Origin of the sequence: Leucobacter sp. CX169 (genome assembly GCF_017161405.1) — a bacterium.
GTDB lineage: Bacteria > Actinomycetota > Actinomycetes > Actinomycetales > Microbacteriaceae > Cx-87.
The window spans coordinates 753,736-778,985 of the sequence record NZ_CP071051.1 but is presented as its reverse complement, the minus strand read 5'-3'; the positions used below and the strand labels follow the sequence as shown (position 1 = coordinate 778,985).

Here is a 25,250-nt window from a genome sequence, read left to right as displayed (position 1 = left end):
TGCGTCCTACTCGAAGCGCTCGCGCCGAGTCGCATCGTGGACTTCGCCGACGAGCTGCTCGATGATGTCCTCGAGGAACAGGACGCCGATCTCAAGCCCCGCGCTCGTGCGGACGCTCGCCAGGTGCGTGCCGGTGCGCTGGAGACGCGCAAGCACGTCCTCAAGCTCGGCGTCTTCGTGAATCGTCAGCATGCTACGAATACGCTTCGGTGAGATGGGCTCGGTGTAGCGGTCGTCGCCCGTGCGCAGCAGGTCCTTGATATGGACGTACCCCGCCAGGTCTCCATCCTCATCGGCGAGCAGGTAGCGCGAGAAGCCGTGGCGCGTGACCGCGGCCTCCACGTCGTCCGGCGTCGCCGTGAGGGGCAGGGTGACGAGCTTGTCGCGCGGGATGACGAGGTCCTTCGCCTGCTTCGTCGTGAACTCGAACGCGGCGGTGAGCGCACCACTGCGGTCCTCAAGCACACCCTCGCGCGTCGAGTGGCTCACGATATTCGCGACCTCCTCGAGCGTGAACGTGCTGTTCGTCTCGTCTTTGGGTTCCACGCCAAACAGGCGCAGTATCCCGTTGGCGATCCCGTTGAGCGCCCAGATCACTGGGCTGAACACCTTGGAGACGACCACGAGGGGCGGCGCGAGCAGCATCACGGCGCGATCCGGCAGCGAGAACGCGGCATTCTTCGGCACCATCTCCCCGAAGACGACGTGGAGGTAGGTGACGATCAGTAGGGTCACGACGAAGGCCGCGATCGACACAAACTGCGCCGAGAGACCGGTAAAGGCCAGCGGCCCCTCAAGTAGATGGTGAATTGCCGGCTCAGAGACGTTCAAGATCACGAGCGAGCAGACAGTAATACCCAGCTGGCTGGTCGCCAGCATGAGCGTCGCGTGTTCCATCGCGTAGAGCGCCGTCTTCGCGCGCTTCGAGCCAGCTTCGGCCCGTGGCTCGATCTGCGATCGGCGCGCCGAGATCACGGCGAACTCTGCACCAACGAAGAAGGCGTTGACGACCAAGAGCACCACGAGCCATGCAATTCCGGCCCAGTCACTCATCGTTTGTCCTCCTGCTCGGCGTCCACGGGCACGGGCTCACCCGTGTAGCGCAGCCGGTCGATCCGGCGCCCGTCGAGGCGCTCGACGCGCAGGGTGCCGCCCCCGGGAAGGGGGACCTCGTCGCCGACCTCGGGCAATCGCCCGAGCTCACGAATGACAAAACCTGCGACCGTGTCGTAGGTCCCGTCGTCGGGCACCACGATGCCGGTGCGCTCGCGCACCTCGTCGGGGCGAAGGTCGGCGGGCAGCGTCATCGCGTCGGCGGTGCCGACCACACCGGCGTGTGCACGGTCGTGCTCGTCGGCGACCTCTCCCACAAGCTCCTCCACGAGGTCCTCGAGGGTGACGATGCCGGCGGTCCCGCCGTACTCGTCGACCACGATGGCGAGCTGGAAGCCGCTGCTACGCAGTTCGCCCAGCAGCTGGTCAAGGCGCATGGTGTCGGGCACGCGCACGGCGTCCTCGCAAAGCGCCGCGACCGGGACTTCGGAGCGCTTATTGCGGGGCACTGACACGGCCTGCTTGACGTGCACGACGCCGACCACGTCGTCGCGATCCTCGTCGATAACGGGGAAGCGGGAGAAGCCGGTGCGACCGGCAAGCTCGATGACGGCCTGAGCCGGCTCGAGTTTCTGCACGCTCTCGACCCGCATGCGCGGGGTCATGACGTCAGCGGCCGTGTGCTCGGAGAACCGCAGCGTGCGGTCAAGCAGCGTCGCGGTGTCTGCCTCAAGCAGCCCCGCGCTCGCAGAGTGGCGCACGAGGGACGAGAGTTCCTGGGCACTGCGGGCGCCCGAGAGCTCTTCCTTGGGCTCCACACCGATCGCGCGGAGCATGCCGTTCGCGCTGCCGTTGAGCGCCAGTACCGCCGGCTTAAAGACAGCGGTGAACCCACCCTGGAACGGCATCACGAAACGAGCTGCGGCGAGCGGCTTCGCCAGTGCAAAGTTCTTGGGGACGAGCTCGCCGATCACCATCGACAGGAAGGTCGCGAGGGCGACCGCGATGGGCACCGTGATGAGGATCCTTGCTCCCTCGGGCACCCCCAGCGCGGCGAGCGGCACGGCCAGGAACGAGCTCAGCGCCGGCTCGAGCGTGTAGCCGGCGAGCAGCGTCGTAAGGGTGATGCCGAGCTGCGCACTCGAGAGGTGCGTCGACGTGATCGTGAGGGCTCGGATCACCCGGTCGAGCCCGGGAACACCAGCCTCGCGCTTGCGCTCGAGCTCGTGCCTATCTAGGGCAACGAGCGAGAACTCAGCGGCGACAAAAAAGCCGGTTCCCACGGTGAGGATGAGACCAATTCCGAACAGAAGCCAGTCGTTCACGGGCGGCTCCCTGCGGCGAACCGCGCGCGCCCAGGCGTGAACCTGTGATGCGCGCGGCAGCTACTCGGAGGGTCTGACGGTCTTCGAGGGGAGGATGCGTCCATAATTACGCGCAATCGTATCAGTCCGGCGCTGAGTAGCGGCAGGATCCACCGCGACTTATTCGACGCGGTCGCGCGCCCGCCCCTCTTCGTAGCCCGCCGCGGACTGCTTGCCGACGACCGCGTTTTCGCGGAACTCGGCGAGCGAGCGAGCGCCCGCGTAGGTGCATGAGCTGCGGAGGCCGGAGGTGATCTCATCGACGAGATCCTCCACCGAGGGGCGGTGCGGGTCGAGCCTGACGCGACTCTCGCTAATCCCCTCGGAAAACAGGGCTTTCTTCGCTTGCTCGAACGGATCCAGCCGCGAGAACCGGGCCTCGACGGCCTTCGCGGAGGCCATCCCCCAATTCGTCTTATAGAGGCCACCGTCCGCGGCGCGTCGGATCGTGCCCGGGGACTCAATCGTGCCGGCGAACCACGACCCGATCATGACGCTCGCCGCGCCTGCGGCCAGCGCGAGCGCGACATCGCGCGGGAAGCGCACCCCGCCGTCGGCCCACACGTGCGTGCCGGCCTGTGCCGCGATTTCCGCGGTCTCGAGCACCGCAGAGAACTGCGGGCGGCCCACCGCCGTCATCATGCGCGTGGTGCACATCGCGCCCGGCCCGACGCCGACCTTCAAGATGTCCGCGCCGGCGGCGACGAGGTCACGCACCGCGGCGGCGGTCACGATATTGCCCGCCACGATGGGGGTGCCGAGATCGAGCGCGCGCACGGTCTCGATGGCGCGCAGCATGCCGGCCTGATGCCCGTGGGCCGTATCGAGCACGAGCACGTCGACGCCCGCTTCAACCAGGGCCTTTGCCCGCCCGGCCACGTCGCCGTTGATACCGACGGCCGCGGCGAGCGCCAGCCGACCGTCGGCGGACAGGTTGGGCCGGTACACCGTGCTGCGCAGCGCGCTCGCGCGGGAGATCGTGCCGATGATGCGGCCGCGGCGGACCACCGGCGCGAATGAGGATCCTGCGGCGGTGAGTGCGTCAAAAGCCGCGCGGCCGTCCGCCATTTCCTCGGCGTCAAGCGAAAGCCAATGCCGCTGCACGAGCTCCCCTAGGGCTCTGGTGGGTGGCGCATCAGCGAGCAGCTCCGCCGGAACCACACCCAGATCATCGTCGCCGCGGGTCACCACGAACCCGTAGCCCGCGGTCGCGGGGAGAATTTCGAGCGCCTGGGCGACCGTCGTCGTGGACGGCACGCGGTAGACCGAGTCCAGGGCGACCGGCTGTGCCTTCACCCACTCGATCGCGGCGAGGAGGTCCTGCGGGCCGAGATCCTGCGGGAGCACGCCGAGTCCCCCGCGTCTCGCGAGGCTCGCGGCGAGCCGGTGGCCGGTCACGGCATTCATGTTTGCCGCCACGAGCGGCACCGTCGCGGCCGTCCCGTCACCCGGGGCCAGATCAACCTCATACCGGCTGCGCACCTCGCTCGGGCCAGGCACCAAGAAGACATCGGCGTAGGTCAGATCGTCGTGGGCGCCATCGCTCAGGAATCTCATGTCATCCACGGTACCCCTCAGGAAGCGCGCCGTCCCCTATCGCGCATGAATCCGCAGCCGAACTGTCGTAGGCTTGAGGGTGTTGGGATGCGCAGATGCATCTCGGAACTACCTTGCATTCGACGCGCGCACTCGCGCAGAGAGAGGGCGATCAGTTTTGACTGGCGAGACGGGCGTTCCCGAAAACGGGAGTACCGCAGAAGATTTCGGTGCGAACGCGTGGCTAGTAGACGAGCTGTACAAACAGTACGTCGCCGATAAAGATTCCGTCGATCGATCGTGGTGGCCCGTGCTTGAGCGCTACCAGGGCACGACCGAGGAAGCCGAGGCGGCATCGCCCGCCCCCGCGGCAACCGCGCCTGACGCAGCGCAGCCCGCCACATCGCCGATCCCGACGGTCACCGCTCCCATCACCGCGTCCATCACGCAGCCGGTCGAGGCACGCACCACGAACGCCGCGCCGCGCCAGGCCCCGATCCCGGCCGACGCCCCCAAGGCAAAGCCCGCCACCGGCGTCATCGACGCCGTCGAAGCGGAGGACCAGGTCACGCCGCTGCGCGGCATGGCCAAGACCCTCGCCAAGAACATGGACTCGAGCCTGACGGTCCCGACCGCGACGAGCGTGCGCACGGTGCCCGCGAAGCTGCTGATCGATAACCGCATCGTCATCAACAACCACCTGCGGCGCAGCCGCGGCGGCAAGGTGTCGTTCACACACCTCATTGGCTGGGCCCTCATCCAGACGCTGAAGGAGTTCCCCAGCCAAAACGTCGCGTACGGCGAGGTCGACGGCAAGCCGTCGGTCATTGCCCCCGCGCACGTAGGCCTGGGCATCGCGATCGACCTCCCCAAGCCCGACGGCACGCGCGCCCTCATGGTCCCGACCATCCGCCGCGCAGACACCCTCGACTTCAACGAGTTCCTGGCCGCGTACGAAGACCTCGTGAAGCGCGCCCGCGGCGGAAAGCTCGCCGCTGGCGACTTCGCCGGCGCCACGGTCTCGCTCACGAACCCGGGCGGCATCGGCACCGTGCACTCGGTTCCTCGCCTCATGACCGGCCAGGGCTGCATCATCGGCGCGGGCGCCCTCGAGTACCCCGCCGAGTTCCAGGGTTCGTCGCAGCGCGTCCTCAGCGACCTCGGCATCGGCAAGACCATCACCCTCACGAGCACCTACGATCACCGCGTGATCCAGGGCGCAGGATCCGGCGAGTTCCTCAAGCTCGTGCACGAGCGCCTCATCGGCGGGCACAGCTTCTACGAGGAAATCTTCGCCGCGCTGCGCATCCCGTACGCACCGATCCGGTGGGCGTCGGACATTCACGTCGACATCTCCGGCGCCGTCGACAAGACGGCCCGCGTGCAGGAACTCATCAACTCGTTCCGCGTGCGCGGCCACCTCATGGCCGACGTCGACCCGCTCGAGTACGTACAGCGTTCGCACCCCGACCTTGAGATCGAGACCCACGGACTCACCTTCTGGGATCTCGACCGCGAGTTCGTCACCGGCGGCATCGGCGGCGAGCGCACCATGCGCCTGCGCGACATCCTCGGCGTGCTGCGCGACTCGTACTGCCGCAAGATCGGCATCGAGTACATGCACATTCAGGATCCGGAGCAGCGCGCCTGGATCCGCCAGAAGGTCGAGGTGCCCTACGCGAAGCCCGGGCACGACGAGCAGCTGCGCATCATGGAGAAGCTCAACGAGGCCGAGGCCTTCGAGACCTTCCTCCAGACGAAGTACGTGGGCCAGAAGCGCTTCAGCCTCGAGGGCAGCGAGTCGGTGATCGCCTTCCTCGACGCCATGCTCATCGAGGCCGCGGAAGACGGCGTCGACAGCGTCGACATGGGCATGGCGCACCGCGGCCGCCTGAACGTCCTCTCGAACATCGCGGGCAAGACGTATGGCCAGATTTTCCGCGAGTTCGAGGGCGCCCAGTCGGGCAAGGCCGGTTCGGGCGACGTGAAGTACCACCTCGGCACCGAGGGCGTCTTCACCGCCCCGAACGGCACCCAGGTGCCGATCTACCTCGCGGCGAACCCCTCGCACCTCGAGGCGGTCAACGGCGTGCTCGAGGGCATCGTGCGCGCGAAGCAAGACCTCAAGCCGATCGGATCGTTCACCACGCTTCCCGTGCTCGTGCACGGCGACGCCGCGATGGCCGGCCAGGGCGTCGTCTACGAGACGCTGCAGATGTCTCAGCTGCGCGGCTACCGCACGGGCGGCACGATCCACGTGATCGTGAACAACCAGGTGGGCTTCACCACGCTCCCCCAGGACTCGCGTTCGGCGATCTACTCGTCAGACATCGGCAAGGCCGTACAGTCGCCGATCTTCCACGTGAACGGCGACGATCCCGAGGCTGTCGTGCAGGTGGCGCGCCTCGCCTACGAGTTCCGCCAGCGCTTCCACAAGGACGTCATTGTCGATCTGATCAGCTACCGCCGCCGCGGGCACAACGAGGGCGACGACCCCTCGATGACGCAGCCGCTGATGTACGACCTCATCGAGGCCAAGCGCAGCGTGCGCCGCCTGTACACCGAGTCCCTCGTGGGTCGCGGCGACATCACGCCCGAGGAATACGAGAAGGCGAAGCAGGACTTCACCGATCGCCTCGAGCGCGCGTTCCAGGAGACGCACGCGGCCCAGACGTCGTCGATCCCGGTGATCGATACGACCGGCGTCGCCGCCGAGCTCCCGGTCGAGACCCCGCCTGCCGAGGCGCCCGAAACGACCGGGGTCGACCGCTCGGTCATCGAGCGTGTGGGTGACGCCTTCGGCAACAAGCCGGCCGGCTTCACCGTGCACACGAAGCTGCAGCAGCTCATCAACAAGCGCGTCGAGATGAGTCGCTCGGGCGGCATCGACTGGGGCTTCGGCGAGCTGCTCGCCCTCGGTTCGCTGCTCGTGGAGGGCACCGCGGTGCGCTTCGCGGGTCAGGACGCCCGCCGCGGCACCTTCGCCCAGCGGCACGCCGTCTTCCACGACCGCCAGAACGGTCAGGAGTGGATCCCGCTGCTGAACCTGTCCGAGGACCAGGCTCGCTTCTGGATCTACGATTCGTTCCTCTCGGAGTACGCGGCGCTCGCCTACGAGTACGGCTACTCGCTGCAGCGCGAGGACGCCCTCGTGCTCTGGGAAGCACAGTTCGGCGACTTCGCAAACGGCGCGCAGACCGTGATCGATGAGTTCATCTCGTCCGCGGAGCAGAAGTGGGGCCAGCGTTCCTCGGTCGTCATGCTGCTACCGCACGGCTACGAGGGCCAGGGCCCGGACCACTCGTCCGCACGTATCGAGCGTTACCTGCAGATGTGCGCCGAGAACAACATGACCGTCGCACGTCCGTCGACGCCGGCGAGCTATTTCCACCTGCTGCGCCGCCAGGCGTACTCGCGGCCGCGCCGCCCGCTCATCGTCTTCACTCCGAAGTCGATGCTGCGGCTTCGTGGGGCAACGTCGAGCGTCGAGGACTTCACGACTGGCGCGTTCCAGCCGGTCCTGGACGACCCGCAGGTGCAGGATCGCGCGGCCGTGGAGCGCGTCATCCTTGTCTCGGGAAAGACGTACTACGACCTGCGCGCGGAGCTGGATAAGCACCCCGACCCGCGGGTCGCGCTCGTGCGCATCGAGCAGTACTACCCGGTGCCCCAGGTCGAGCTCACCTCCACGCTGTCGCAGTACCCGAACGCGGAACTGGTGTGGGTGCAGGACGAGCCGGAGAACCAGGGCGCCTGGCCGTTCATCTCGCTCGAGCTGTCGAAGCACCTCGCGAACGACAAGATTCGCTGCGTCTCGCGCCCGTCCTCGGCGGCTCCGTCCACCGGGTCGGCCAAGGTGCACGCGGTCGAGCAGGCAGCGCTCGTCAGCGAAGCGCTGAGCTTCGGGGCCGGCGCGTAGGCGCAAGATGTCCCTTCTCGTCTCAGCGCTCACATCTCCCCAGGGTGTAGATGGCGACGCAACTGGCGCGCAGGTGGGTGGGATTGCCGAGCGAATCGCCTCGGCGATCTCGCTCGGCCTGCTCGCGGTGGGCGAACGGCTGCCTCCCGAAATGGAACTTGCGGCTCAGTTCGGCATCGCCGTTGCGACGCTGCGCAAGGCTCTCGCCAGCCTTCGTGCGCGCGGGATCGTTGAGACCCGACGCGGCCGCAATGGGGGCACCTTCGTCGTGAAGGCACCATTCCCGGAGCCCTCGATGCTGCGGGACGCACTGCGCGCCACGAGTGTCGTTGCACTCCGCGACTTCGCGGACGAGCACGCAGCTATCTCGGGCGCGGCCGCCCGGCTCGCTACCGAGCGCACACCCGCTGGGCATGCGACGAGGTTGGCCGAACTCGCGTTTCGGGCTCGCGAAGCACGTGATGCTCAAGAGCGGAGCATGACTGACAGTCGCTTCCACATAGAAATCGCGGTGCTGAGCCATTCGCCGCGTCTACTTACTGCCGAGCAGCGGCTCCAGGCGGAAGGCAGCCCGTTCCTTTGGTGTGACGCAATATCCCGCTATTCTCCGCATCTCGCTTTCACCGACCACCTCGCAATCACGATGGCGATCGAGCAGCAGCGTCCCTCCGAGGCGCAGCGACTCGCTGAAGAGCATGCCGTACGCGGGGTGCGGCGCATCATCGAGGCGAAGCTGGCGCTGCCCGACTCAACAGTCGATGAGACGGCCCGCCAGGCACGAAGTCGACCCCCGGGAGATGCAGCATGAGTCACCCTCGAGCCACCCTCGACGATACGCTCGCGAACGTGCGCGACTGGTTCCAAGGCCACTTCGACGAGCTCACGGCGTTCAGCGCGGCGCTCACGTCCGAGCTGCACCTCGATGCACATGGATTGCTGAATATGACTGATGCGAATCGTCGGCGCATGAAAGCTACGTCAACCGCGTTTCTTGCCGAGCATCCCGTGGTCGACGGCTGCGGCCTGATCTTCGCACATTCCGCGCTCGGAACCGACAACGGCCGGCTTGAATGGTGGGTCCGCGAAGAAGAGTCCCGCTTCGCGCGATACTCCTTCGGTGTCGTTCCTGGCGCCGATCGCTACTACGACTACGAGCAGCACGAGTGGTTTCAACGCGCCTTCTTCGAGGGCGCGCGCGCCGCAGTCGGCCCGTACATCGACTATCTCGGTGTTGAGTCCTACGTTGTCACCATCACCGTTCCAGCGGAGGTTGATGGGCGACGGGTTGGCGCTGTCGGCAATGATCTACTCGTCGGCGACCTCGAAGCCACCTTGATGCCGATTCTTCGGGCGTGCGACCACGAGGTCGTGATCCTGAACCGGCACGGGAATGTGATCGTGAGCAATTCGGCAGCGTATCTTCCGGGCGAGCTGGTTGCGCAGCCTCCCGAGGGAACCAACCTGATCGTGCTCGACCCTCTCGTCGACTCGCTTCGCCTCCTGCACTCGGTCGCCAGAGCCGCCTAACGCTGTACCGCGTTCGACCCGCCAGAGATCGGCAGCTCGGGCTGAGGCGTCGAAGCTGCCGCGACAATCTCGGCGAAGCGCCCAGAAATACGGCCCCAGACGTCTCGCAGCTGCGGCTCGGCAGCACGCACCGCGCTGACCAGGTCATCGCCCGAGATGCCCAGCTCAGCCAGCTCTCCGGCGCCATCGGCGACCCAGTCACTCGCAGTGCCACCGAGCGCTTCGGGGTGAAACTGCACGCCCCAGGCGCGCGATCCCAGCCGGAAGGCCTGGTTCACACACCCCTCGCTCGAGGCCAGCAGCTTCGCCCCGTCGGGCAACCGCTCCGCCTCGAGCCAGTGCCACTGCAGCACGGGCACCTCGACGTCGGCGAGTGCACCGAACAGCGGGTCCGCCGCCGCCTCCGGGGCGAAGTGCACTGAGCGCAAGCCCACCTCGGGGCCCTGCGGCATCTCGTGCACGCGGCCGCCGGTGGCGCTCGTAAGCAACTGGGCACCCAGGCAGATACCCAGAGTCGGCACCTCTCGGGCGACTGCCTGCGCGAGCAGCGCACGCGTCGCGGGAAGCCACGGCGCCTTGTCGTCTTCATCTGGCCCCATCGAGCCGCCCAACACGATCAGACCGTCGACGTTGTCGAGCGAATCCGGAATGTCGACGCCGGTGTCAGGACCGACCACCGCGAGCTGCACCCCGAGCTCACGCAGGTGCTCTCCCACCAGTCCGATTCCGGCATCTCCCTGGTGCTCGATCACCAAAATCCGGCCCTGACTTGTCGTCATTCCTGTACTCCCTAGCGTTGTTCTTGGACCAGTCTGGCCTGATCGGTGAGCCATTGGAAGATGGCGTGCTGCTGCGGGTCGCTCTCGGCGGTGTCTTCAGGATGCCACTGCACCGACACGAGGTTCGCCGTCGGGTGTTCGATCGCCTCGACCACGCCGTCCGGTGCGGTCCCTACGGCGATCAGCTCGCCGCCGAGCCGGCCCACCGCTTGGTGGTGGTAGGAGGACACGGTGACGCGCTCTGCCCCCACGATGCCCGCAAGCCGGCTGCCAGGCGCTATGTCCACCGGGTGCGTGCCGTTGCGATGCACGCTGTCGCCCGGCAGGTCTTGCACGAGGCTCCCGCCGTGTTCGACGTTGGTGAGCTGGAAGCCGCGGCAGATCGCGAGCACAGGGATCTCCATCGCGATCGCCGCCGCGATCATCTCCGCCTCGAACTCGTCCTGTGCCGCAGCATCGGCGACCTGCGTCGCCGCGTGCGGCGCCTCGCCGTAGCGCGACGGGTCAACGTCGGCTCCGCCTGGGACGAGCAGTCCGTCGAAGCCCACCAGGCGATCCGCCGCAGGCGACACACCCTCCGCAAAAAGCGTGAGAGGCTCGCCGCCCGAGCGGATGACCGAGCGCAAGATCGCGACCGAGACGGCATTCCCGCCAAAGCGCAGTCCGTGCACCTGGTTGGACCACATCCCGGTCACGGCGATCCTGGGAGCACGTTGAGTCGTCACTTCGCTTCGATCTCCAAGGTTCCTGCCGCGAGCGGCGCCGGCAACGGGAACGGCAGCAGCGGCATCCACTCGAGCCACACACGCTCAAGCGACCCGTCCTCGATCACCTGAGTGAGCGCCTGGTCGATCTCGGACCGCAGCGCGTCGTTTCCGGGCGCCACCCCAATTCCCCAACGGTTTCCGGTCGCGACGGTGAAGGCTTCCGCGAAGTCCGGGTCCTCCTGCGCCAGCGGAATCATCACGACGTCGTCGTCCACGAAGCCGTCAATCGCACCCGAGCGGGTGGCCTCGATCATTTCGCCGAACACGTCATCGCTCGAGCCGAAACTCACGAGGGTGACGTCCGCAAAAGTTTCGGCCAGCAGCATGTTCGTTGAGTTCTCGATGGCCCCGATCCGGTACCCCGCGAGGTCAATCGGCGCCCGCGCAGCATCGTCTGCGCGCACGATGACCGTCTCATTGAAGATCGCATATGGACTGGTGAAATCGACGAGCGCAGCGCGCGCTTCGGTCATTCCCTGCCCGCACCAGACCGCGTCGGCGTCGCCCCGGCGGACGGCCGGGATCATGTCCTCCCACGGCACCATCACCCATTCGAGGCGTGCGCCGAGGCGTTCGCAGACCAGGGCCGCGGCCGCCGGCTCGTACCCCGATCGAGTGACTCCGTCCGGGCTTTTCGCAAAGAGCGGCAGTGCCTCCGAATCAATGCAAGCGAAGCGAATGATGCGGCTCACGGGATCGCCTCCCAGTACTGGTCGAACTCCCACTGCGAGATGTTGCCGCAGTACCGAGCCCACTCGTCCTGCTTCAACTGCACGTAGATTCTCGTGAGATCTGCGGGGAGCGCGTCCATCAGGTAGTCGTCGGCTTGGAAGGCGTCAATCGCCTCACCCAGGGTGCGCGGCATCTGGACACCGCTGATCGCGGGGCTCGGGTTGCCTGGCTCGCCCGGCTCGATGCCAGTTTCGAGCCCGTGCTCGATTGCCGCGAGCAGCACGAGGTGCGACAGGTACGGGTTGACGCTGGCATCGGGCAGACGGTATTCCATGCGACCGTTCGACGAGATCCGAATCGCGACCCCGCGGGTGTCCAGCCCCCAGTCTGCAGCCGAGGGGGCGAACTGTCCCACGTCCCAGAAGCGCTTGTACGAGTTCACGGTCGAGCCCATCACGAGCATCGCCGCGGGCGTATGCAGCAGCATGCCGCCGATCGCGTTCTTGGCAAGATCGGTGACATGCAGCTCGACGCGACCGTCCTCGATCACGTTCTCTTCGCCTCGCCACAGGCTCAGGTTGTGGTGGCAACCGTTGCCCATCTTGCCGTTGTACGGCTTAGGCATAAAGCTTGCCTGCACGCCGAGTTCGCGGGCGACCTGCTTACAGATCTGACGGTAGGTCGTCATCCGTTCGGCCGTCAGCTCAGCGCGGTCATAGTTCCAGTTGAGCTCGAGCTGGCCGCTGTCTTCGTAGTCTCCCTCGATCATGTCGAAGCCGAGCTGCTGGGCGTAGCCGATGATGCGCTTGTACACCGGGCGCATCTTCTCAAGGTTCTCCACCTGATAGGCGGGGCTCTGGTCTTCCTTCGATGTGACTTCCATGCCGGGCCCGACCCAGGTCATCTCGGGCTCGAGTCCGCTGCGCAGCGTGAGGCCGGTGCGCTCAGTGAAACCAGCGTGAGCGGCACGGAACAGCGCGCGCGCGTCGAGCGACAGCAGCCGGCCGCCAACGCCTGGCAGGTGCGGCGGTTCATACGCGGAACAGAACATGCGACCGACCTCGGTGTCCCAGGGCAACGCCTGGAACGTCTCGGGCTCGGGCAGCCCCCAAAATTCGTGCGCCTCGACGCCGCCGCCGATCAGCTCGCCCTCGCGGCTGGTCTGGAGATCGGAGAGCGCGGTCCGGTGGAAGGCAATGCCTTTGCGGAGGTTGCGCTCGAAGTGCTCCGCGGGCACAACCTTGGCGACCGTCCGGCCGCCCAGCGTGGGCAGCATGTAGTAGATGAACTTCACACCAGATTCTTCGATCTTTCGCTTCAACTCGGCGACCGTGTCGGGGCGGAGGTTTGCCTCTTGATGCCGCGTGAACGCGGTGTCATCGGCGAGAACCTCGCGCAGCGCGGCGCCGAAGCGCCCTCGCGTCAGGGTAGTGGTGTTCATGGTTTCCTCTCTCAGCACATCAGTGTGCGAAGCGTGTGTGGCGATCCTGAATGTATGGGTTAGCGCAACGAGAAGGTCAGTGGGTACCGAATCGGCCCAGTGTTCCCCGAATCAGGCAGCCACTCGTCGTCACCCGGGCAGGCCAGGTCGGTGAACCGCGCAGCGAGCAAGGGCAACGCGACGCTCATATCGCCGCGTGCGATGTAGTGCCCGAGGCAGTGGTGCATGCCGCCACCAAAGGTGTGGTGCGGCTTGCGGTCCTCGGCCAACAGGTCGATGTCGCCGTCTGGGTACGCCGCCGGGTCCGTGCCGCTCGTCATCGTAAACAGGTGAACAGTGGTCCCCTTCGCGATATCAAGTCCGTCAAAGTTGAAGTCCTCGTTCGCCTCGCGGGTGACCCAGCGCGTCGTGGGATTCACGCGCAGCCCCTCCTCGAGTGCGGCCTTCGCCAGCTCGGGCCGCTTAGCCAAAAGCTCCCACTGCTCGGGGTTGCGAATGAAGGTCTGCACCAGCAGTCCGATCTGGTTGCGGGTCGTGTCCATGCCGCCAAAGAGCATGAGGACCAGCGCGTTTCGCAATTCCGTGTCGCTGAGCTTGTCGCCGTCCTCCGAGAACTTCACGAGGCGCGAAACGACGTCCTCGCCTGGTGCCTCACGGCGCTCTGCGATGAGCTGATCGACGAACTCGTAAAGCTCGGTGACGGCGACGTCGATGCGCTCGATGTCTTCCTTGATTGACACGCTCAGCGCATATCCGACCGTGTTCGCCCGGTCGGCAATGAACTGCCAGTGCTCGTGCGGCAGCCCGAGCATCGCACAGAGCGCCCTGGTGGCGTAGGGCTCGGCAAAGTCACCGACGAACTCGATCTGCTCGCCGCGCTCGTGCTTGGCGACCATCTCACCGATCAGCTCTTCGGCGACCGTGACGAACTCCGGCTCAAGCCGACGCGCCATGGTCGGCGAGAACGCCGGGTTCAGCAGCCGCCTGATGCGGTGGTGCTCCTCCCCCTCAAGCACGAGCAGGTTCTTCGACCACCACTCATAGAACACTCCGGAGTGCACGCCGTGGTGCTCGGGCCACTTCGCGCTGCCCTGGTTGAGGCTGGGGTGTTTGAGTAGCTCAGTGACTTCGCGGTAGCGCAGCACAGCGATACCGTAGTTCGTACGGGCATACCAGCTTTGTTCGCGGGCGTCGCGGACCTCTTCGGAACTCATCGCGAAGCCCGGCGCGGAGATGTCCAGGTACGGGGCATCCGATCGCGTCGCTTGTGTAGTCATTCGTACTCCTTTGTCGAACGTCGGTTCTGCCTCACCGCGAGAACCCATTGGCCAATAAGTTATCCGTGAATGTTTTAATTCGCAAGCAATTCCAGCAAGTTTTGCTCATCCCACAGGATCCAGAGAAAAATACATGCAAGATGTGAATCTTTTAGGTAGACTTCTACGCAGCGGCACCTGGCCTTCCGGCCGGGCACTGCCCCGGTTGACGCAAAGGAGCTGATATGCCGAACACTCCGCGAATCGCCATCATTGGCAGCGGCCCTTCTGGCTGTTATCTCGCACAAGCGCTGCTTCGCGGCTCGCCTGCCGCAGAGATCACGATCTTCGATCGGCTTCCTTCTCCTTTCGGATTGATCCGGTACGGCGTCGCAGCCGATCACCAGCACACCAAGGCCATCACCCGGCAATTTGAGAGGCTCTTCACCTCACCCCAGGTGCGCTTCGCCGGCGGCGTGAGCGTTGGACGAGACATCAGTCTCGACACCATCCGCGCCCAGTTCGACATCGTCGCCCTCGCGACCGGGCTTAGCCTCGATCGCCCGCTCGGTGTCCCCGGCGACGATTGCGCCGGGGTGTACGGTGCCGGAACAATCACACGAACGCTCAACGCCCACCCGGGCGAGCGGCCCGAGCTACCGAGCTTTGGCCCCGACGTCGTGCTTGTCGGTGGCGGAAACGTGGCGCTCGACGTGCTGCGCTTTCTCGTGAAAGACCGCGCGGGCTATGTCGAGAGTGATATCGCTGATCATGCGCTTGAACGCTACCTCGCGCACCCGGCCGAGCGCGTTACCGTGCTTGTCCGATCCTCCGCGGCAGCGATGCGCTCTGACCCACAGATGTTGCGGGAACTCGCGGCGCTCCCGCGCGCGAACTACCGACTCCACACGCCACTCCCCGCGGCAGATCACGAACCCGATCGGACCGTCGACGCCAGACTCGCCGCGCTCGTCGAGCTCACTGACCCGGCCCGCCCCGCCTTCTCCGGCCCAGAGGTTATCCTGCGTTTCGAGACCGTGCCCAGCGCGGTCCACTGCGAACGAGGCCGAGTCTCTTCGGTCGCGCTCGAGGCACAACCCGGCGAACTCCCCGCCACCGCAGTCATCACCGCGATCGGGTTCTCGCGCGACGCCGCCGGTCCGCTGGCACACCTGCTGTCTACTGACGCTGAGATCGGCAGGATCCAGCCCGGTCTCTACCGCACCGGCTGGGCAAAGCGCGGCCCTCGCGGGGCAATTCCCGAGAATCGCTCGTGTGCGAAGAACGTCGCTGACGAGATTCTCTCCGACCTCGAAAGCGGAGAGGTAGTTCCCTCCGCCAGCCGGCTTGGATTTGCAGGGCTGCCCGAACAGCTACAACTCGGGTCCGTTAGCTACGCTCAATGGGTGCAGCTCGACGAGCATGAGCGCAGGATCGCCCCGGAGGGGCGGATCCGGAGAAAACTTCCCGACCACGACCACATGCTGACGATCGCCAAAGGCGACGCCGCCCCGAGTGCATGAGCACCCCGAAGATAGGAACCTCGCAGTGAAGATCACCGTCGTCTATGGCACCGAATCAGGCAATTCCGAGCTGATCGCAGAGGACCTCGGCGCGAAACTGCGCGAGACTCACGACGAAGTCGAGGTCTTCGACCTCCAGGATTTTGAACCAGCCCAGATGAATGCGGACACCTTTTACCTAGTCATCTGCTCGACTCACGGCACTGGTGACCTGCCCAACACTGCGCTGCCCTTCGCCGAGGCGTTCGACGCGCAGCCGCCCAACCTCACTGGCGTTCGCTACGCCGTGTTCGGGCTCGGAGACACATTCTACGAGGCTACCTACAGCCAGGGCAGCGAAAACCTCGATCGCCGCTTTGCCGCGCAAGGCGCGATTCGTGTGGGCGAGTACGGCCGCCACGACGCGTCTTCCTGGGATCTGGGCAGCGACCTTGCGCTTGAGTGGCTACCCGGCGTCCTCGCGGCCATGGAGCTGCAGCGAGCCTAGAACGCACTGCAACGCAGAGAGCGGACGCGACTGGGATTTTCCCGGTCACGCCCGCTCTCTGCGTTTTGGCGCGCGACGCACGCCTCAGCGTGCCGCGCGATCCGCCAGCGCCCGAAACACCCGCGCCCGGTCGCCCCGGTCAGCCGCGGGTTCCTCCGGATGCCACTGCAGCCCGATCACCCACGAGGCGTCACGGTGTTGAGTGCCCTCCACGACGCCGTCGTGCGCGCGCGCGGTCACCGCGAGCGAATCGGCGACGCGATCGACGGCCTGGTGGTGGCCTGAACGCACGCTCGCCCGGGTGCGTCCCAGGATTTCGGCAATGATCGATCCCTCCTCGAGCAGGATCTCTTCGTCGAGGAACATCGGCGCCCCGGGTCCGCCGCGGTGCAATTCCCACGGTTCGAGATCGGGTATGAGCGAACCGCCGAATGCGACGTTCAGCAGTTGCGAGCCTCGGCAGATCGCCAGGGTCGGCAGGTCACGCCGCACGGACTCGCGAATCAGATCAATACAGTAGTCGTCGGCACGTCGATCTACACCGTACGAGTTCTTCGGGGCCGCGCTGGTGAGGCCGAAGAGCTCACCATCGACGTCTCCGCCGCCGAGGAAGAGCATCCCGTCTGCATTCGCGAATATCTCGTCGGCGCCCGCCAGATCCGTGGCAGCAGAATCGACGAGCCGCGGCCGAGCGCCGGCCTCGCGCATGGCGTCGAAGGCGATCCGGGTGAACGAACTCATGAGCTCGTATGATTTCGCGTCCATGCCAGGGAAAGTCAGCGACACGACGACCAGAATAATCGGGCCGTCCGTCCGCTCGTCGCCCCGCATGAGCGGCGCCGGATCGACCCGAAACTGGGTCTGAGTGGGGTGTTCGTTCATGCTGCGCCCTTCGGAGCGACGAGTGTGAGTGAGGTTGTGCGCGGGGCCCGCGCACAGCACTCGGGCGGAGCGATCCGTCACGATCGACCCGCCCGAGTGCTGTGGGGGTGCTAACGGCCGCTGCGCACGGGCACCTCGATTGCACCGCTCGCGTCTCCCGCGGGGGCATCGCCGCGGGTGTAGGCCTTCGAGGCCAGCATGTACGTCCACCCCACTGCGATGACGAGCGCCGTTGTAATGATCAGCAAGTTGTCCTGCACCGGGCCGGCCCCCGTGGGACGGGGCCACAGGATATTGATCACGGCCACAACACCCCACAGCAGCGCGATGATGTTTACCGGGTATGCCCAGGCGCCGAGGGTGAACTTCCCGGCGGGTTTCCAACCCAGGATCCGGGCGCGAAGCGCCGCGAGCACGACCATGCCGAAGGCCATATAGATGCCGACGGTCCCGAAGCCCACGAGCGCCGTGAGGGCGTTCGCCAGGAACAGGGAGAGCATGACAATGAGCGCCGGCACAACCGCTGAGACGATCAACGCATTGCTCGGGACGTGACGCTTTTCGTTGAACTTCGACAGCACCTGCGAGGCGGGAAGGAACCGGTCGCGGCTCATCGAATAGATGAGGCGGCTCGCGGCGGCCTGCAGGCTGGTGATGCACGAAATGAACGCGACGACAACGACGAGCATGACGAGCGGGAACACCGGACCGAAGTTGGCCTGCAGCAGCTCACCGATGGGATCGGTCGTTTCGCCACTCGCGACCGCCTGGAAATCGGTGACCGCAATCACCAATGAGAAGGTCAGCAGGTTCGCGGCGAAGCCGCCGATGTAGAGCGTGATCCGCATCGCTTTGGGAACCTGCTGGCTCGGGTTCTTAATCTCCTCGGCGACGTCACCGTTGGCCTCGAAGCCGTAGTACGCAAACATGCCGATGAGCGCAGCCGCTGCGAAGGCACCCAGGTATCCGCCGGGCGCCCCGTCGCCGATGCCCTGGTTGTCAAAGAAAATCGACCAGTCATGCTGACGCCCTACCAGCAGCAGGTAACCGCCGATCACGACGGCCCCGATCATCTCGGCCACGAGGCCAATCAAGGCGGCAAGACCCAAGACCTTCGTCCCCGAGAAGTTCAAGAACGTCGCCACCACGAGGGTGCCCAGCGCGATGAGCACAGTGCCTCCGGCGTCGACGCTGAACCCAAAGAGCGAACCGACAAAGGGTGCGGCCCCGTAAGCGACCGAGGCGATCGTGCCGACAAGCGCGACGACGTAAATCCAGCCGTTCATCCATGCCCACTTGCGCCCCCAGAGGCGACGCGACCACGGGTATACCCCGCCAGCTACGGGGTAATTCGAGACCACCTCGCCGAAAATCAGGGCCACGAAGAACTGTCCGACCAAGGCGATCACCATGGCCCAGGCCATCGGCGGCCCTGCCGCGCTCAGCGACAGCGCGAACATCGAATAGACGCCGGCAATCGGCGAAAGATAGGTAAAGCCCAGGGAGACATTGCCCCAGAAGGTCATGTCTCGCTTGAATGTGGTGTCGTAGGTGTAGCCCAGCGAGACGAGATGCGCGGCGTCCTCGTCGTGTTCGACCTCTTGATTCTGCTGCATGGCAAATACTCTCCGTACTTCCTTGTACATCCGGCCAAAGTGTGACGTTCCATCGCTGGAGCGGTCGGATATAACGTACCTATAGAGGTTTTACCACGCAAGCATTTCAGGCATTATCTTGGGTGCGTTTGGGAATCTTTTCGATAATTCATCCATTCATGCATGAATTTACCTGTGAAGTGTCATGAAGATCGCTTTCCTCGCCCCTGGGGCCGCCAGGCCCGTACGGCGCTACCCCACCTCTGTCGAAGCGAAACGCGACATCAGATCGGCGAACCCCGCCTCATCGACCAACTGCTGCGCCGAAGCCTCCGACCGACCCACGCCAACCGGCTCCAGGTCGCTTGCTACGGCGCCCTGGATGATCCCCGTCGGGCCAGCCGCTCCATCGAGCACCGATGCCTCCGCCACGGCAGGATCCTGCGCGGACGTGCCGCCACGCAGCAGCCGCACCGCGTCGGCAAGCTCACGCCCGAGCGTGCCGGCGCGCTCGTCGATGACCTCGGCGCCCGCCCGCGAACCCCACGCGTCGGTCTCGACGAACATGCCGGTGGGCAGCGGGAACGCGCGTAGGTAGGCGAACAGCGGGCGCATCGCCATCTCGGTGACGAGCGAGTGCCGCGCGGTGCCCCCGGTGGCTCCGAGCGCGACCGGGACGCCACGGATGGCGTCGGGCTCCACGAGATCCCAGAAGGACTTGAACAGCCCGGCCATCGAGCCGTTGAACACGGGCGTCACAGCGACGATCCCGTCGGCCCGACGGACTGCGGCGAGCGCCTCCGCAAGGGCAGGCTCGGCATATCCGGTCAAGAGGTTGTTCGCGATCTGCACCGCGAGCTCGCGCAGCTCGATCACGGTCACCTCGACCGTGCCGCCCTGCGCCTCCAGCGCACGCGATGCGGGGCCGAGCACGCGGTCGGCGAGCATGCGGGTGCTGGACGGGGTGCCGAGGCCGCCGGAGACGGCGACGAGTTGGATGGTCATGAGGGGGTTCCTTCGGAAACTGCGGTTGGTTCGGGAAGTGCGGCGGAGAGTTTCCGCGAGAGGTCTCGCAGCGTGGCCATCTCCTCGGAGGTGAGGCGCTGGGCGAGCGCGCGGGTCACGTCGCGGGCATGGCCCGCACCGATCTTGCGCTGTAGCTGGCGACCTGTTTCGGTGAGGCTCAGGATCGCACCGCGACGATCGGCCGGGTCGGGCCGACGGTCGACGAGGCCCTCGGCCACCAGCCGCTCGATCAGGCGGCTGAGCGACGGCTGCGAGATCAAGAGGCAGTCGGTGAGATCCTTCTGCCGCATCCCCGCGTCGTCTCGACTCAGCGTGTAGAGCACGTCGTAGTCGCGGTCGCTGCGGCCGGCCCACGCGTCCGATGCCTGGAACTCCCGGTACCGGACGGACTGCGCCCGGAACAGGGCCTCCCACGCATCGAGCGCGAGGCGAGAGATCTCGCCGCGGGCAGGATCCTGGCCTACCATCGTGCGTCCGACTCGGCGGTGTCGGCAGCCTGCGCCGTCACGGCCTCTGCGGCTGCGGCGCGGGCCGCCTGGACGCGGCTGGCGTGCGTCGGCGTCTCGGGGACGTCGGCCGGGCGGTTCTTCGCGAACTCGGCGCGCAGCACCGGCAGCACCTCTTCGCCGAACAGGTCGAGCTGCTCGAGGACGATCTTCAGGGGCAGGCCGGCGTGATCGATCAGGAACAGCTGGCGCTGGTAGTCGCCGGCCCAGTCGCGGAACGAGAGGGTGCGGTCGATAACCTGCTGCGGGCTGCCCACGATCAGCGGGGTCTGCTCCATGAAGTCCTCCATCTTGGGGCCGTGGCCGTAGACGGGGGCGTTGTCGAAGTACGGGCGGAACTCATTGATCGCGTCCTGCGAGTTCTTGCGCATGAAGAACTGTCCTCCGAGCCCGACGATCGCCTGGTGTGCCTTGCCGTGGCCGTAGTGCTCGTAGCGCTCGCGGTATATGTCAATCAGGCGAGCGGTGTGCTCCTTCGGCCAGAAGATGTTGTTGGCGAAGAAGCCGTCGCCATAGAACGCGGCCTGGTGCGCGATCTCAGGGCTGCGGATCGAGCCGTGCCACACAAACGGGGCAACGCCATCGAGCGGGCGCGGCGTCGAGGTGAAGCCGTGCAGGGGCGTGCGGAACTGGCCCTCCCAATCGACGACCTCTTCGGTCCACAGGCGACGAAGCAGGGCGTAGTTCTCGATTGCCAGCGGGATTCCCTGGCGGATGTCCTTGCCGAACCAGGGGTACACGGGGCCGGTGTTGCCCCGGCCCATGACGAGGTCGACGCGGCCGCCCGAGAGGTGCTGCAGTGTCGCGTAGTCCTCCGCGATCTTCACGGGATCGTTCGTGGTGATTAGCGTGGTCGCCGTCGAGAGCGTGATGCGCTCGGTCTGCGCCGCGATGTACGCGAGCGAGGTCGTGGGCGAGGACGGGAAGAACGGCGGATTGTGGTGCTCGCCGGTCGCGAAGACGTCCATGCCGATCTCCTCGACCTTCTTCGCGATAGCGACGTGGCCGCGGATGCGCTCCTGCTCGGTCTGGGTGATGCCGGTGGTGGGATCCTGGGTGAGGTCCCCGACCGAGAAGATTCCGAACTCCATGATGTCCTCTGACTTTCCGCCCCAGTGGGGGCACACTCAAAGTATATTCACTTGAATCTAATTACGCAAGACTTCAACTAAATGCATTTGTACTGTACCGGCTAGACTGTACACATACGTTTACCCAGACGCACCGACGTTCACCGAAGAACCCGAGGAGTATCCGCGATGACCACCCCCACTACTTGGAACATGCCCATCGAGGGCCACGAGCAGGAGCGCCTCTGGATGGCGTGGCCCACGAGCGGCTACACACTCGGCGAGACCGAGGCCGAGGTCGCCGAGGCCCGCCAGACCTGGGCCGCTGTCGCCAATGCCGCCGCGGACTTCGAGCCCGTCACCGTCGTCGTGAACCCGGGCGACGAGGACGTAGCGCGGACGCACCTCTCGGGAGCGATCGAGCTCCTCACCGCTCCCCTCAACGACGCCTGGATGCGCGACATCGGCCCGAGCTTCGTCATCGGCGACGACGGCCAGCTTGGCGCGGTCGACTTCGTCTTCAACGGCTGGGGCGGGCAAGAATGGGCCAGCTGGGACAAGGATCAGCACATCGGTCGCATTGTCGCCGAGGCCGCCGGCGCCGAGCTCATCTCCTCGAAGATGGTGAACGAGGGTGGCGGGATCCAGGTGGACGGCACCGGCCGCGTCATCGTCACGCGCACAGTGCAGCTGGATCCGGGCCGAAACCCCCGCCTCAGCCAGCAGGACGTCGAAGCAGAGCTTGCACGCACGATCGGCGTGGACAGCGTACTCTGGCTGCCCCGCGGCCTGGCCCGCGACCACGAAACCTTTGGCACGCGCGGCCACTCCGACATCCTCGCCGCATTTGCGACCCCCGAGGTGCTGCTCATGCACCGCCAGGACTCGCAGTCGCACCCCGACCACGCGATCGCGCGCGAAAATCGGGCCGTCGCCGAGCGCTACTTCGCTGAGCACGGCCGCGCCCCCGAGATCATCGACCTCCCCGCACCCGAGGCGCTGCGCGACGACGAGGGCTTCGTCGACTACAGCTACATCAACCACCTCGTCATCAACGGCGCCGTGCTGGCCTGCGCCTTCGACGACCCCTCCGACGATCGCGCGCTCGGCGTGCTCCGCGAGGTCTACCCGGGCCGCGAGGTCATCGGCATCGACGCCCGCCCGCTCTTCGCGCGCGGCGGCGGGATCCACTGCATCACTCAGCAGCAGCCGAAGGTTTCGCGGTAGTTCGCAGAAAATCCTCCGCCGTGCGGCGTCGAAGATATACGCTTCAGCTATGAAGTCACGCATCTTCGCCGCCGCCGCGGCCGCGGCCGTATTGGCCCTGTCTCTCAGTGCCTGCGCGCAGCAGGCCTCCGCCTACGGCACGTGGGGCACACCCGACTCGAAGCAGCAGAACGAGCCCGGATTGCAGCTCGGCGAGGACGGCAAGGTCTCGGGAACAGACGGCTGCAACCGCCTCGTGGGAACCTTCGAGGTCGACGGCGACACGGTCACCTTCGGGCCGCTCGCCTCCACGATGATGTTCTGCGAGGGCGTCGACACCTGGCTCGGCAAGGCGGTCACCGCAACGGTCAAGGGAGACAATCTCACGGTCCTCGACCAGGACGGCGCGAAGATCGGCACGCTCAAGCGAGCCGCCTCAGACGCCGAGTAACAACCCAAAACGCACGGCGGCCCGCCACCTCGAATGAGGGGCGGGCCGCCGTGCGTTACGGCGCGAAGCGCCGGGATCCTGCGGGCTGTTTACCAGAACACCGCAAGGATGATGTTCAGCACAGTCAGGCCGCCAATCGTCGGCAACACCCAGCCGGCGACGCGATCCTTCTTCTTGTTGATCAGCGCGATCACGACGATCGCGATGAGCACGACCAGCTTGACGCCAATCTTCGCGTTGTCGATGTAGTCGCCCATGCCGCGGCCGTAGGCGAGGCCGACGAGCGCGAGGCCCGAAAGCAGCATCAGCCAACCACCGTGCAGGATCCCGGGGCTCAGCTTTGCCGCGCCCGCCTTGAGCGCGGGGATCTGGGCGATCACTCCGCCGATGATGACGGCGAAGCCGATGAAGTGCAGCACCAGCGCAATGTTCCTGAGAATTTCCATACCCCCATAGTATCGGCGGCGCAGCTGACCGCCCACAGCACGCGCGTAGCAAGGTGATTCTCAGGGGCCGCACCGTGGCCGGGTTTGGGCGCACCGCAGTGCAATGGCACAATGGGTGGGACCGGATTCTTTCCCCGCACCCATGGAGGTTGCAGAGTATGGCGAACGCCGCCCTTTCCCCCGAACTCGAGTCTGTCGTCTCGCGCGCAGCCCAGGCCGCACCGCTGTTTGCCGCCACGAAACCGGAAGATCGCGCCCACGCGCTCGTGGCCGCGGCCGATGCGCTCGAGGCCGCGAAGCCTCACCTGGTCGAGATCGCTCAGCGCGAGACCGGGCTCACCGAGGCTCGCCTGAATGGCGAGGTGACTCGTACCGCCGTGCAGCTGCGGCTGTTCGCCGAGGCGCTGGTCGACGGGCGCTACCTTGATGCCCGCATTGACGAGGCCGACTCGGCCTTCGCGCTCGGCGTCCGCCCGGACATCCGTCGCACGCACCTCCCGCTCGGCCCGATCATCAACTTCTCGGCGTCGAACTTTCCCTTCGCGTTCTCGGTGGCCGGCGGCGACTCCGCCGCCATCCTCGCCGCGGGCTGCCCGCTTATTGTGAAGGCGCACTCGGGCCACCCCGAGCTGTCGGACGCGACCGCGAAGGTGCTCGGCGACGCTCTGACCGCCGCCGGTATGCCCGAGGGCACCTTCCAGCTCATCCACGGCCAGCAGGCCGGTGTCGACGTGCTCAAGGATCCGCGGATCAAGGGCGGCGCATTCACCGGCTCGATCTTCGTCGGGCGCCTGCTCGCCGATATCGCCGCCAGCCGCCCCACCCCGATCCCGTTCTTCGGCGAGCTCGGCAGCGTGAACCCCGTCTTCGTGACGCAGGGCGCGCTCGACGAGCGTCGCGACGAGATCGCGGCCGGGTACGTGACCGCGGTATCCGGATCCGCCGGCCAGCTGTGCACGAAGCCCGGCTTCGTCTTCGCCCCCGAGGGACACGAGCTGGACGCGGCGATCGCTGCCGCAGCGGCGCCCGTCGCCGAGCACCGCCTGCTCGGCCCGCGCCTCGCCCAGAGCTACGCGGCCCGCCGCGACGCGATCCTGGCGGCGCCCGGAGTCCGCGTCATCGTCGAGGGCGGGCTCCGCTTCGACGAAGACGGGCAGGGCTGGGCCACGCCGACCGTCGTCGCGGTCTCGCTCGACGACCTCCGCGCCGGCCGCGAGGCGATCCTGGAAGAGGCCTTCGGCCCGCTCTCGGTCATCGTCGAGGTGCCCGAGGGCACCGAGCTCGCCCCGCTCCTCCCCGAGCTGTTCGAGGGCAACCTCTCGGCGACGCTGCACCTGTCCGACGCCGAGCTCGCGGGTTCGACCGAGAACGTGGCGGAGCTGCGCGCGCTCGTGCAGGCCATGGCGCTGCAGGTCGGCCGCGTGCTGTTCAACGGCTGGTCCACCGGCGTCGCCGTCACGCCCGCCACGACGCACGGCGGCCCGTGGCCCGCGACGACGAACGACTCGAGCACCTCCGTTGGCACGGCGGCCATCTCTCGCTTCCAGCGCCCCGTGAGCTACCAGTCCGTGTCGGCGGCGTTCCTGCCCGTGGAGCTGCGCGATGACAACCCGCGCGGCGTCCCGCAGACGCGCTCGGCGGCAGGCGAATCGGTGACCTGGGGCGATCGCTGGCGCTAGGCGCCCGGCGCGCGCCTAGCTCGCGCTGATTCACGAAGGCCCCGGGGGATTCCCTCGGGGCCTTC

General features: G+C 66.5%; 22 protein-coding genes. 8 read left to right on the top strand and 14 right to left on the bottom strand.

Annotation, left to right across the window (positions count from 1 at the left end; all coding sequences use genetic code 11):
* Positions 1–6: 6 nt before the first annotated feature.
* The 3 genes from JW030_RS03465 to JW030_RS03455 form a co-directional block, all read right to left on the bottom strand.
* Positions 7–1,053: a hemolysin family protein gene (locus JW030_RS03465; RefSeq protein WP_188044698.1), complete on the bottom strand. Its 1,047-nt coding sequence runs from the start codon at positions 1,051–1,053 to the stop codon at positions 7–9.
* Positions 1,050–2,378, bottom strand: coding sequence for a hemolysin family protein (locus tag JW030_RS03460; protein ID WP_188044699.1), 1,329 nt, complete (start codon positions 2,376–2,378; stop codon positions 1,050–1,052). The genes JW030_RS03465 and JW030_RS03460 overlap by 4 nt, the downstream gene beginning before the upstream one ends.
* Before the next feature lie 159 nt (positions 2,379–2,537).
* Positions 2,538–3,974 carry a GuaB1 family IMP dehydrogenase-related protein gene (locus tag JW030_RS03455; protein WP_188044745.1) on the bottom strand — a complete coding sequence of 479 codons (1,437 nt, stop codon included), beginning with the start codon at positions 3,972–3,974 and terminating at the stop codon, positions 2,538–2,540.
* Positions 3,975–4,131: 157 nt separating this feature from the next.
* Here JW030_RS03455 and JW030_RS03450 point away from each other — a divergent pair, with 157 nt between their 5' ends.
* The 3 genes from JW030_RS03450 to JW030_RS03440 are packed head-to-tail and all read left to right on the top strand — an operon-like array spanning position 4,132 to position 9,399.
* Positions 4,132–7,872 carry a multifunctional oxoglutarate decarboxylase/oxoglutarate dehydrogenase thiamine pyrophosphate-binding subunit/dihydrolipoyllysine-residue succinyltransferase subunit gene (locus tag JW030_RS03450; RefSeq protein WP_188044700.1) on the top strand — a complete coding sequence of 1,247 codons (3,741 nt, stop codon included), beginning with the start codon at positions 4,132–4,134 and terminating at the stop codon, positions 7,870–7,872.
* Between the two features lie 7 nt (positions 7,873–7,879).
* Positions 7,880–8,680 carry a FadR/GntR family transcriptional regulator gene (locus tag JW030_RS03445; protein ID WP_188044701.1) on the top strand — a complete coding sequence of 267 codons (801 nt, stop codon included), beginning with the start codon at positions 7,880–7,882 and terminating at the stop codon, positions 8,678–8,680.
* Positions 8,677–9,399 (top strand): cache domain-containing protein, encoded by a 723-nt coding sequence (locus tag JW030_RS03440; RefSeq protein ID WP_188044702.1) that lies wholly within the window; start codon positions 8,677–8,679, stop codon positions 9,397–9,399. Before JW030_RS03445 ends, JW030_RS03440 begins: the two co-directional genes overlap by 4 nt.
* Here JW030_RS03440 and JW030_RS03435 read toward each other — a convergent pair.
* The 5 genes from JW030_RS03435 to JW030_RS03415 are packed head-to-tail and all read right to left on the bottom strand — an operon-like array spanning position 9,396 to position 14,335.
* Entirely contained in the window at positions 9,396–10,178 is a 783-nt protein-coding gene (locus tag JW030_RS03435) for a type 1 glutamine amidotransferase (RefSeq protein ID WP_188044703.1), read from the bottom strand. The two genes, JW030_RS03440 and JW030_RS03435, sit on opposite strands and share 4 nt — an antisense overlap.
* A gap of 11 nt (positions 10,179–10,189) precedes the next feature.
* Complete coding sequence (locus tag JW030_RS03430; RefSeq protein WP_241095537.1) at positions 10,190–10,903, bottom strand: gamma-glutamyl-gamma-aminobutyrate hydrolase family protein; 714 nt, start codon at positions 10,901–10,903, stop codon at positions 10,190–10,192.
* Positions 10,900–11,637, bottom strand: a complete 738-nt coding sequence (locus JW030_RS03425; RefSeq protein WP_188044704.1) for an ABC transporter substrate-binding protein — start codon at positions 11,635–11,637, stop codon at positions 10,900–10,902. Before JW030_RS03425 ends, JW030_RS03430 begins: the two co-directional genes overlap by 4 nt.
* Positions 11,634–13,058: a glutamine synthetase family protein gene (locus JW030_RS03420; protein ID WP_188044705.1), complete on the bottom strand. Its 1,425-nt coding sequence runs from the start codon at positions 13,056–13,058 to the stop codon at positions 11,634–11,636. Before JW030_RS03420 ends, JW030_RS03425 begins: the two co-directional genes overlap by 4 nt.
* A 59-nt stretch (positions 13,059–13,117) precedes the next feature.
* Positions 13,118–14,335, bottom strand: a complete 1,218-nt coding sequence (locus JW030_RS03415; protein WP_188044706.1) for a cytochrome P450 — start codon at positions 14,333–14,335, stop codon at positions 13,118–13,120.
* 224 nt (positions 14,336–14,559) lie between these two features.
* Here JW030_RS03415 and JW030_RS03410 point away from each other — a divergent pair, with 224 nt between their 5' ends.
* Both JW030_RS03410 and JW030_RS03405 read left to right on the top strand, forming a co-directional pair.
* Entirely contained in the window at positions 14,560–15,837 is a 1,278-nt protein-coding gene (locus tag JW030_RS03410; protein ID WP_188044707.1) for an FAD-dependent oxidoreductase, read from the top strand.
* 25 nt (positions 15,838–15,862) lie between these two features.
* Entirely contained in the window at positions 15,863–16,324 is a 462-nt protein-coding gene (locus JW030_RS03405) for a flavodoxin domain-containing protein (protein ID WP_188044708.1), read from the top strand.
* 84 nt (positions 16,325–16,408) lie between these two features.
* Here the strand turns inward: JW030_RS03405 and JW030_RS03400 are convergent, their stop codons facing one another.
* From JW030_RS03400 to JW030_RS03380, 5 genes are all read right to left on the bottom strand, one after another.
* Positions 16,409–17,206, bottom strand: a complete 798-nt coding sequence (locus JW030_RS03400) for a gamma-glutamyl-gamma-aminobutyrate hydrolase family protein (protein WP_188044709.1) — start codon at positions 17,204–17,206, stop codon at positions 16,409–16,411.
* A 110-nt stretch (positions 17,207–17,316) separates the two neighbouring features.
* A complete protein-coding gene (locus JW030_RS03395) occupies positions 17,317–18,822 on the bottom strand; it encodes an APC family permease (protein WP_188044710.1) in 1,506 nt (501 codons plus the stop codon).
* Between the two features lie 231 nt (positions 18,823–19,053).
* The gene (locus tag JW030_RS03390) at positions 19,054–19,806 is read right to left on the bottom strand and encodes a CE1759 family FMN reductase (protein WP_188044711.1); all 753 of its coding nucleotides are present in this window, start codon (positions 19,804–19,806) and stop codon (positions 19,054–19,056) included.
* Complete coding sequence (locus JW030_RS03385) at positions 19,803–20,294, bottom strand: MarR family winged helix-turn-helix transcriptional regulator (protein ID WP_188044712.1); 492 nt, start codon at positions 20,292–20,294, stop codon at positions 19,803–19,805. Before JW030_RS03385 ends, JW030_RS03390 begins: the two co-directional genes overlap by 4 nt.
* The gene (locus JW030_RS03380; protein ID WP_188044713.1) at positions 20,288–21,424 is read right to left on the bottom strand and encodes an LLM class flavin-dependent oxidoreductase; all 1,137 of its coding nucleotides are present in this window, start codon (positions 21,422–21,424) and stop codon (positions 20,288–20,290) included. Before JW030_RS03380 ends, JW030_RS03385 begins: the two co-directional genes overlap by 7 nt.
* Before the next feature lie 168 nt (positions 21,425–21,592).
* Here JW030_RS03380 and JW030_RS03375 point away from each other — a divergent pair, with 168 nt between their 5' ends.
* Together JW030_RS03375 and JW030_RS03370 are read left to right on the top strand one after the other, a co-directional pair.
* On the top strand, positions 21,593–22,630 hold the full coding sequence (locus tag JW030_RS03375; RefSeq protein ID WP_241095536.1) for an agmatine/peptidylarginine deiminase: 1,038 nt from the start codon (positions 21,593–21,595) through the stop codon (positions 22,628–22,630).
* A 49-nt stretch (positions 22,631–22,679) separates the two neighbouring features.
* Positions 22,680–23,060 (top strand): META domain-containing protein, encoded by a 381-nt coding sequence (locus JW030_RS03370; protein ID WP_188044714.1) that lies wholly within the window; start codon positions 22,680–22,682, stop codon positions 23,058–23,060.
* An 89-nt stretch (positions 23,061–23,149) separates the two neighbouring features.
* Here the strand turns inward: JW030_RS03370 and JW030_RS03365 are convergent, their stop codons facing one another.
* Positions 23,150–23,506 carry a hypothetical protein gene (locus JW030_RS03365; RefSeq protein ID WP_188044715.1) on the bottom strand — a complete coding sequence of 119 codons (357 nt, stop codon included), beginning with the start codon at positions 23,504–23,506 and terminating at the stop codon, positions 23,150–23,152.
* 158 nt (positions 23,507–23,664) lie between these two features.
* Here JW030_RS03365 and JW030_RS03360 point away from each other — a divergent pair, with 158 nt between their 5' ends.
* A complete protein-coding gene (locus JW030_RS03360; protein WP_188044716.1) occupies positions 23,665–25,185 on the top strand; it encodes an aldehyde dehydrogenase (NADP(+)) in 1,521 nt (506 codons plus the stop codon).
* Positions 25,186–25,250: the final 65 nt, after the last annotated feature.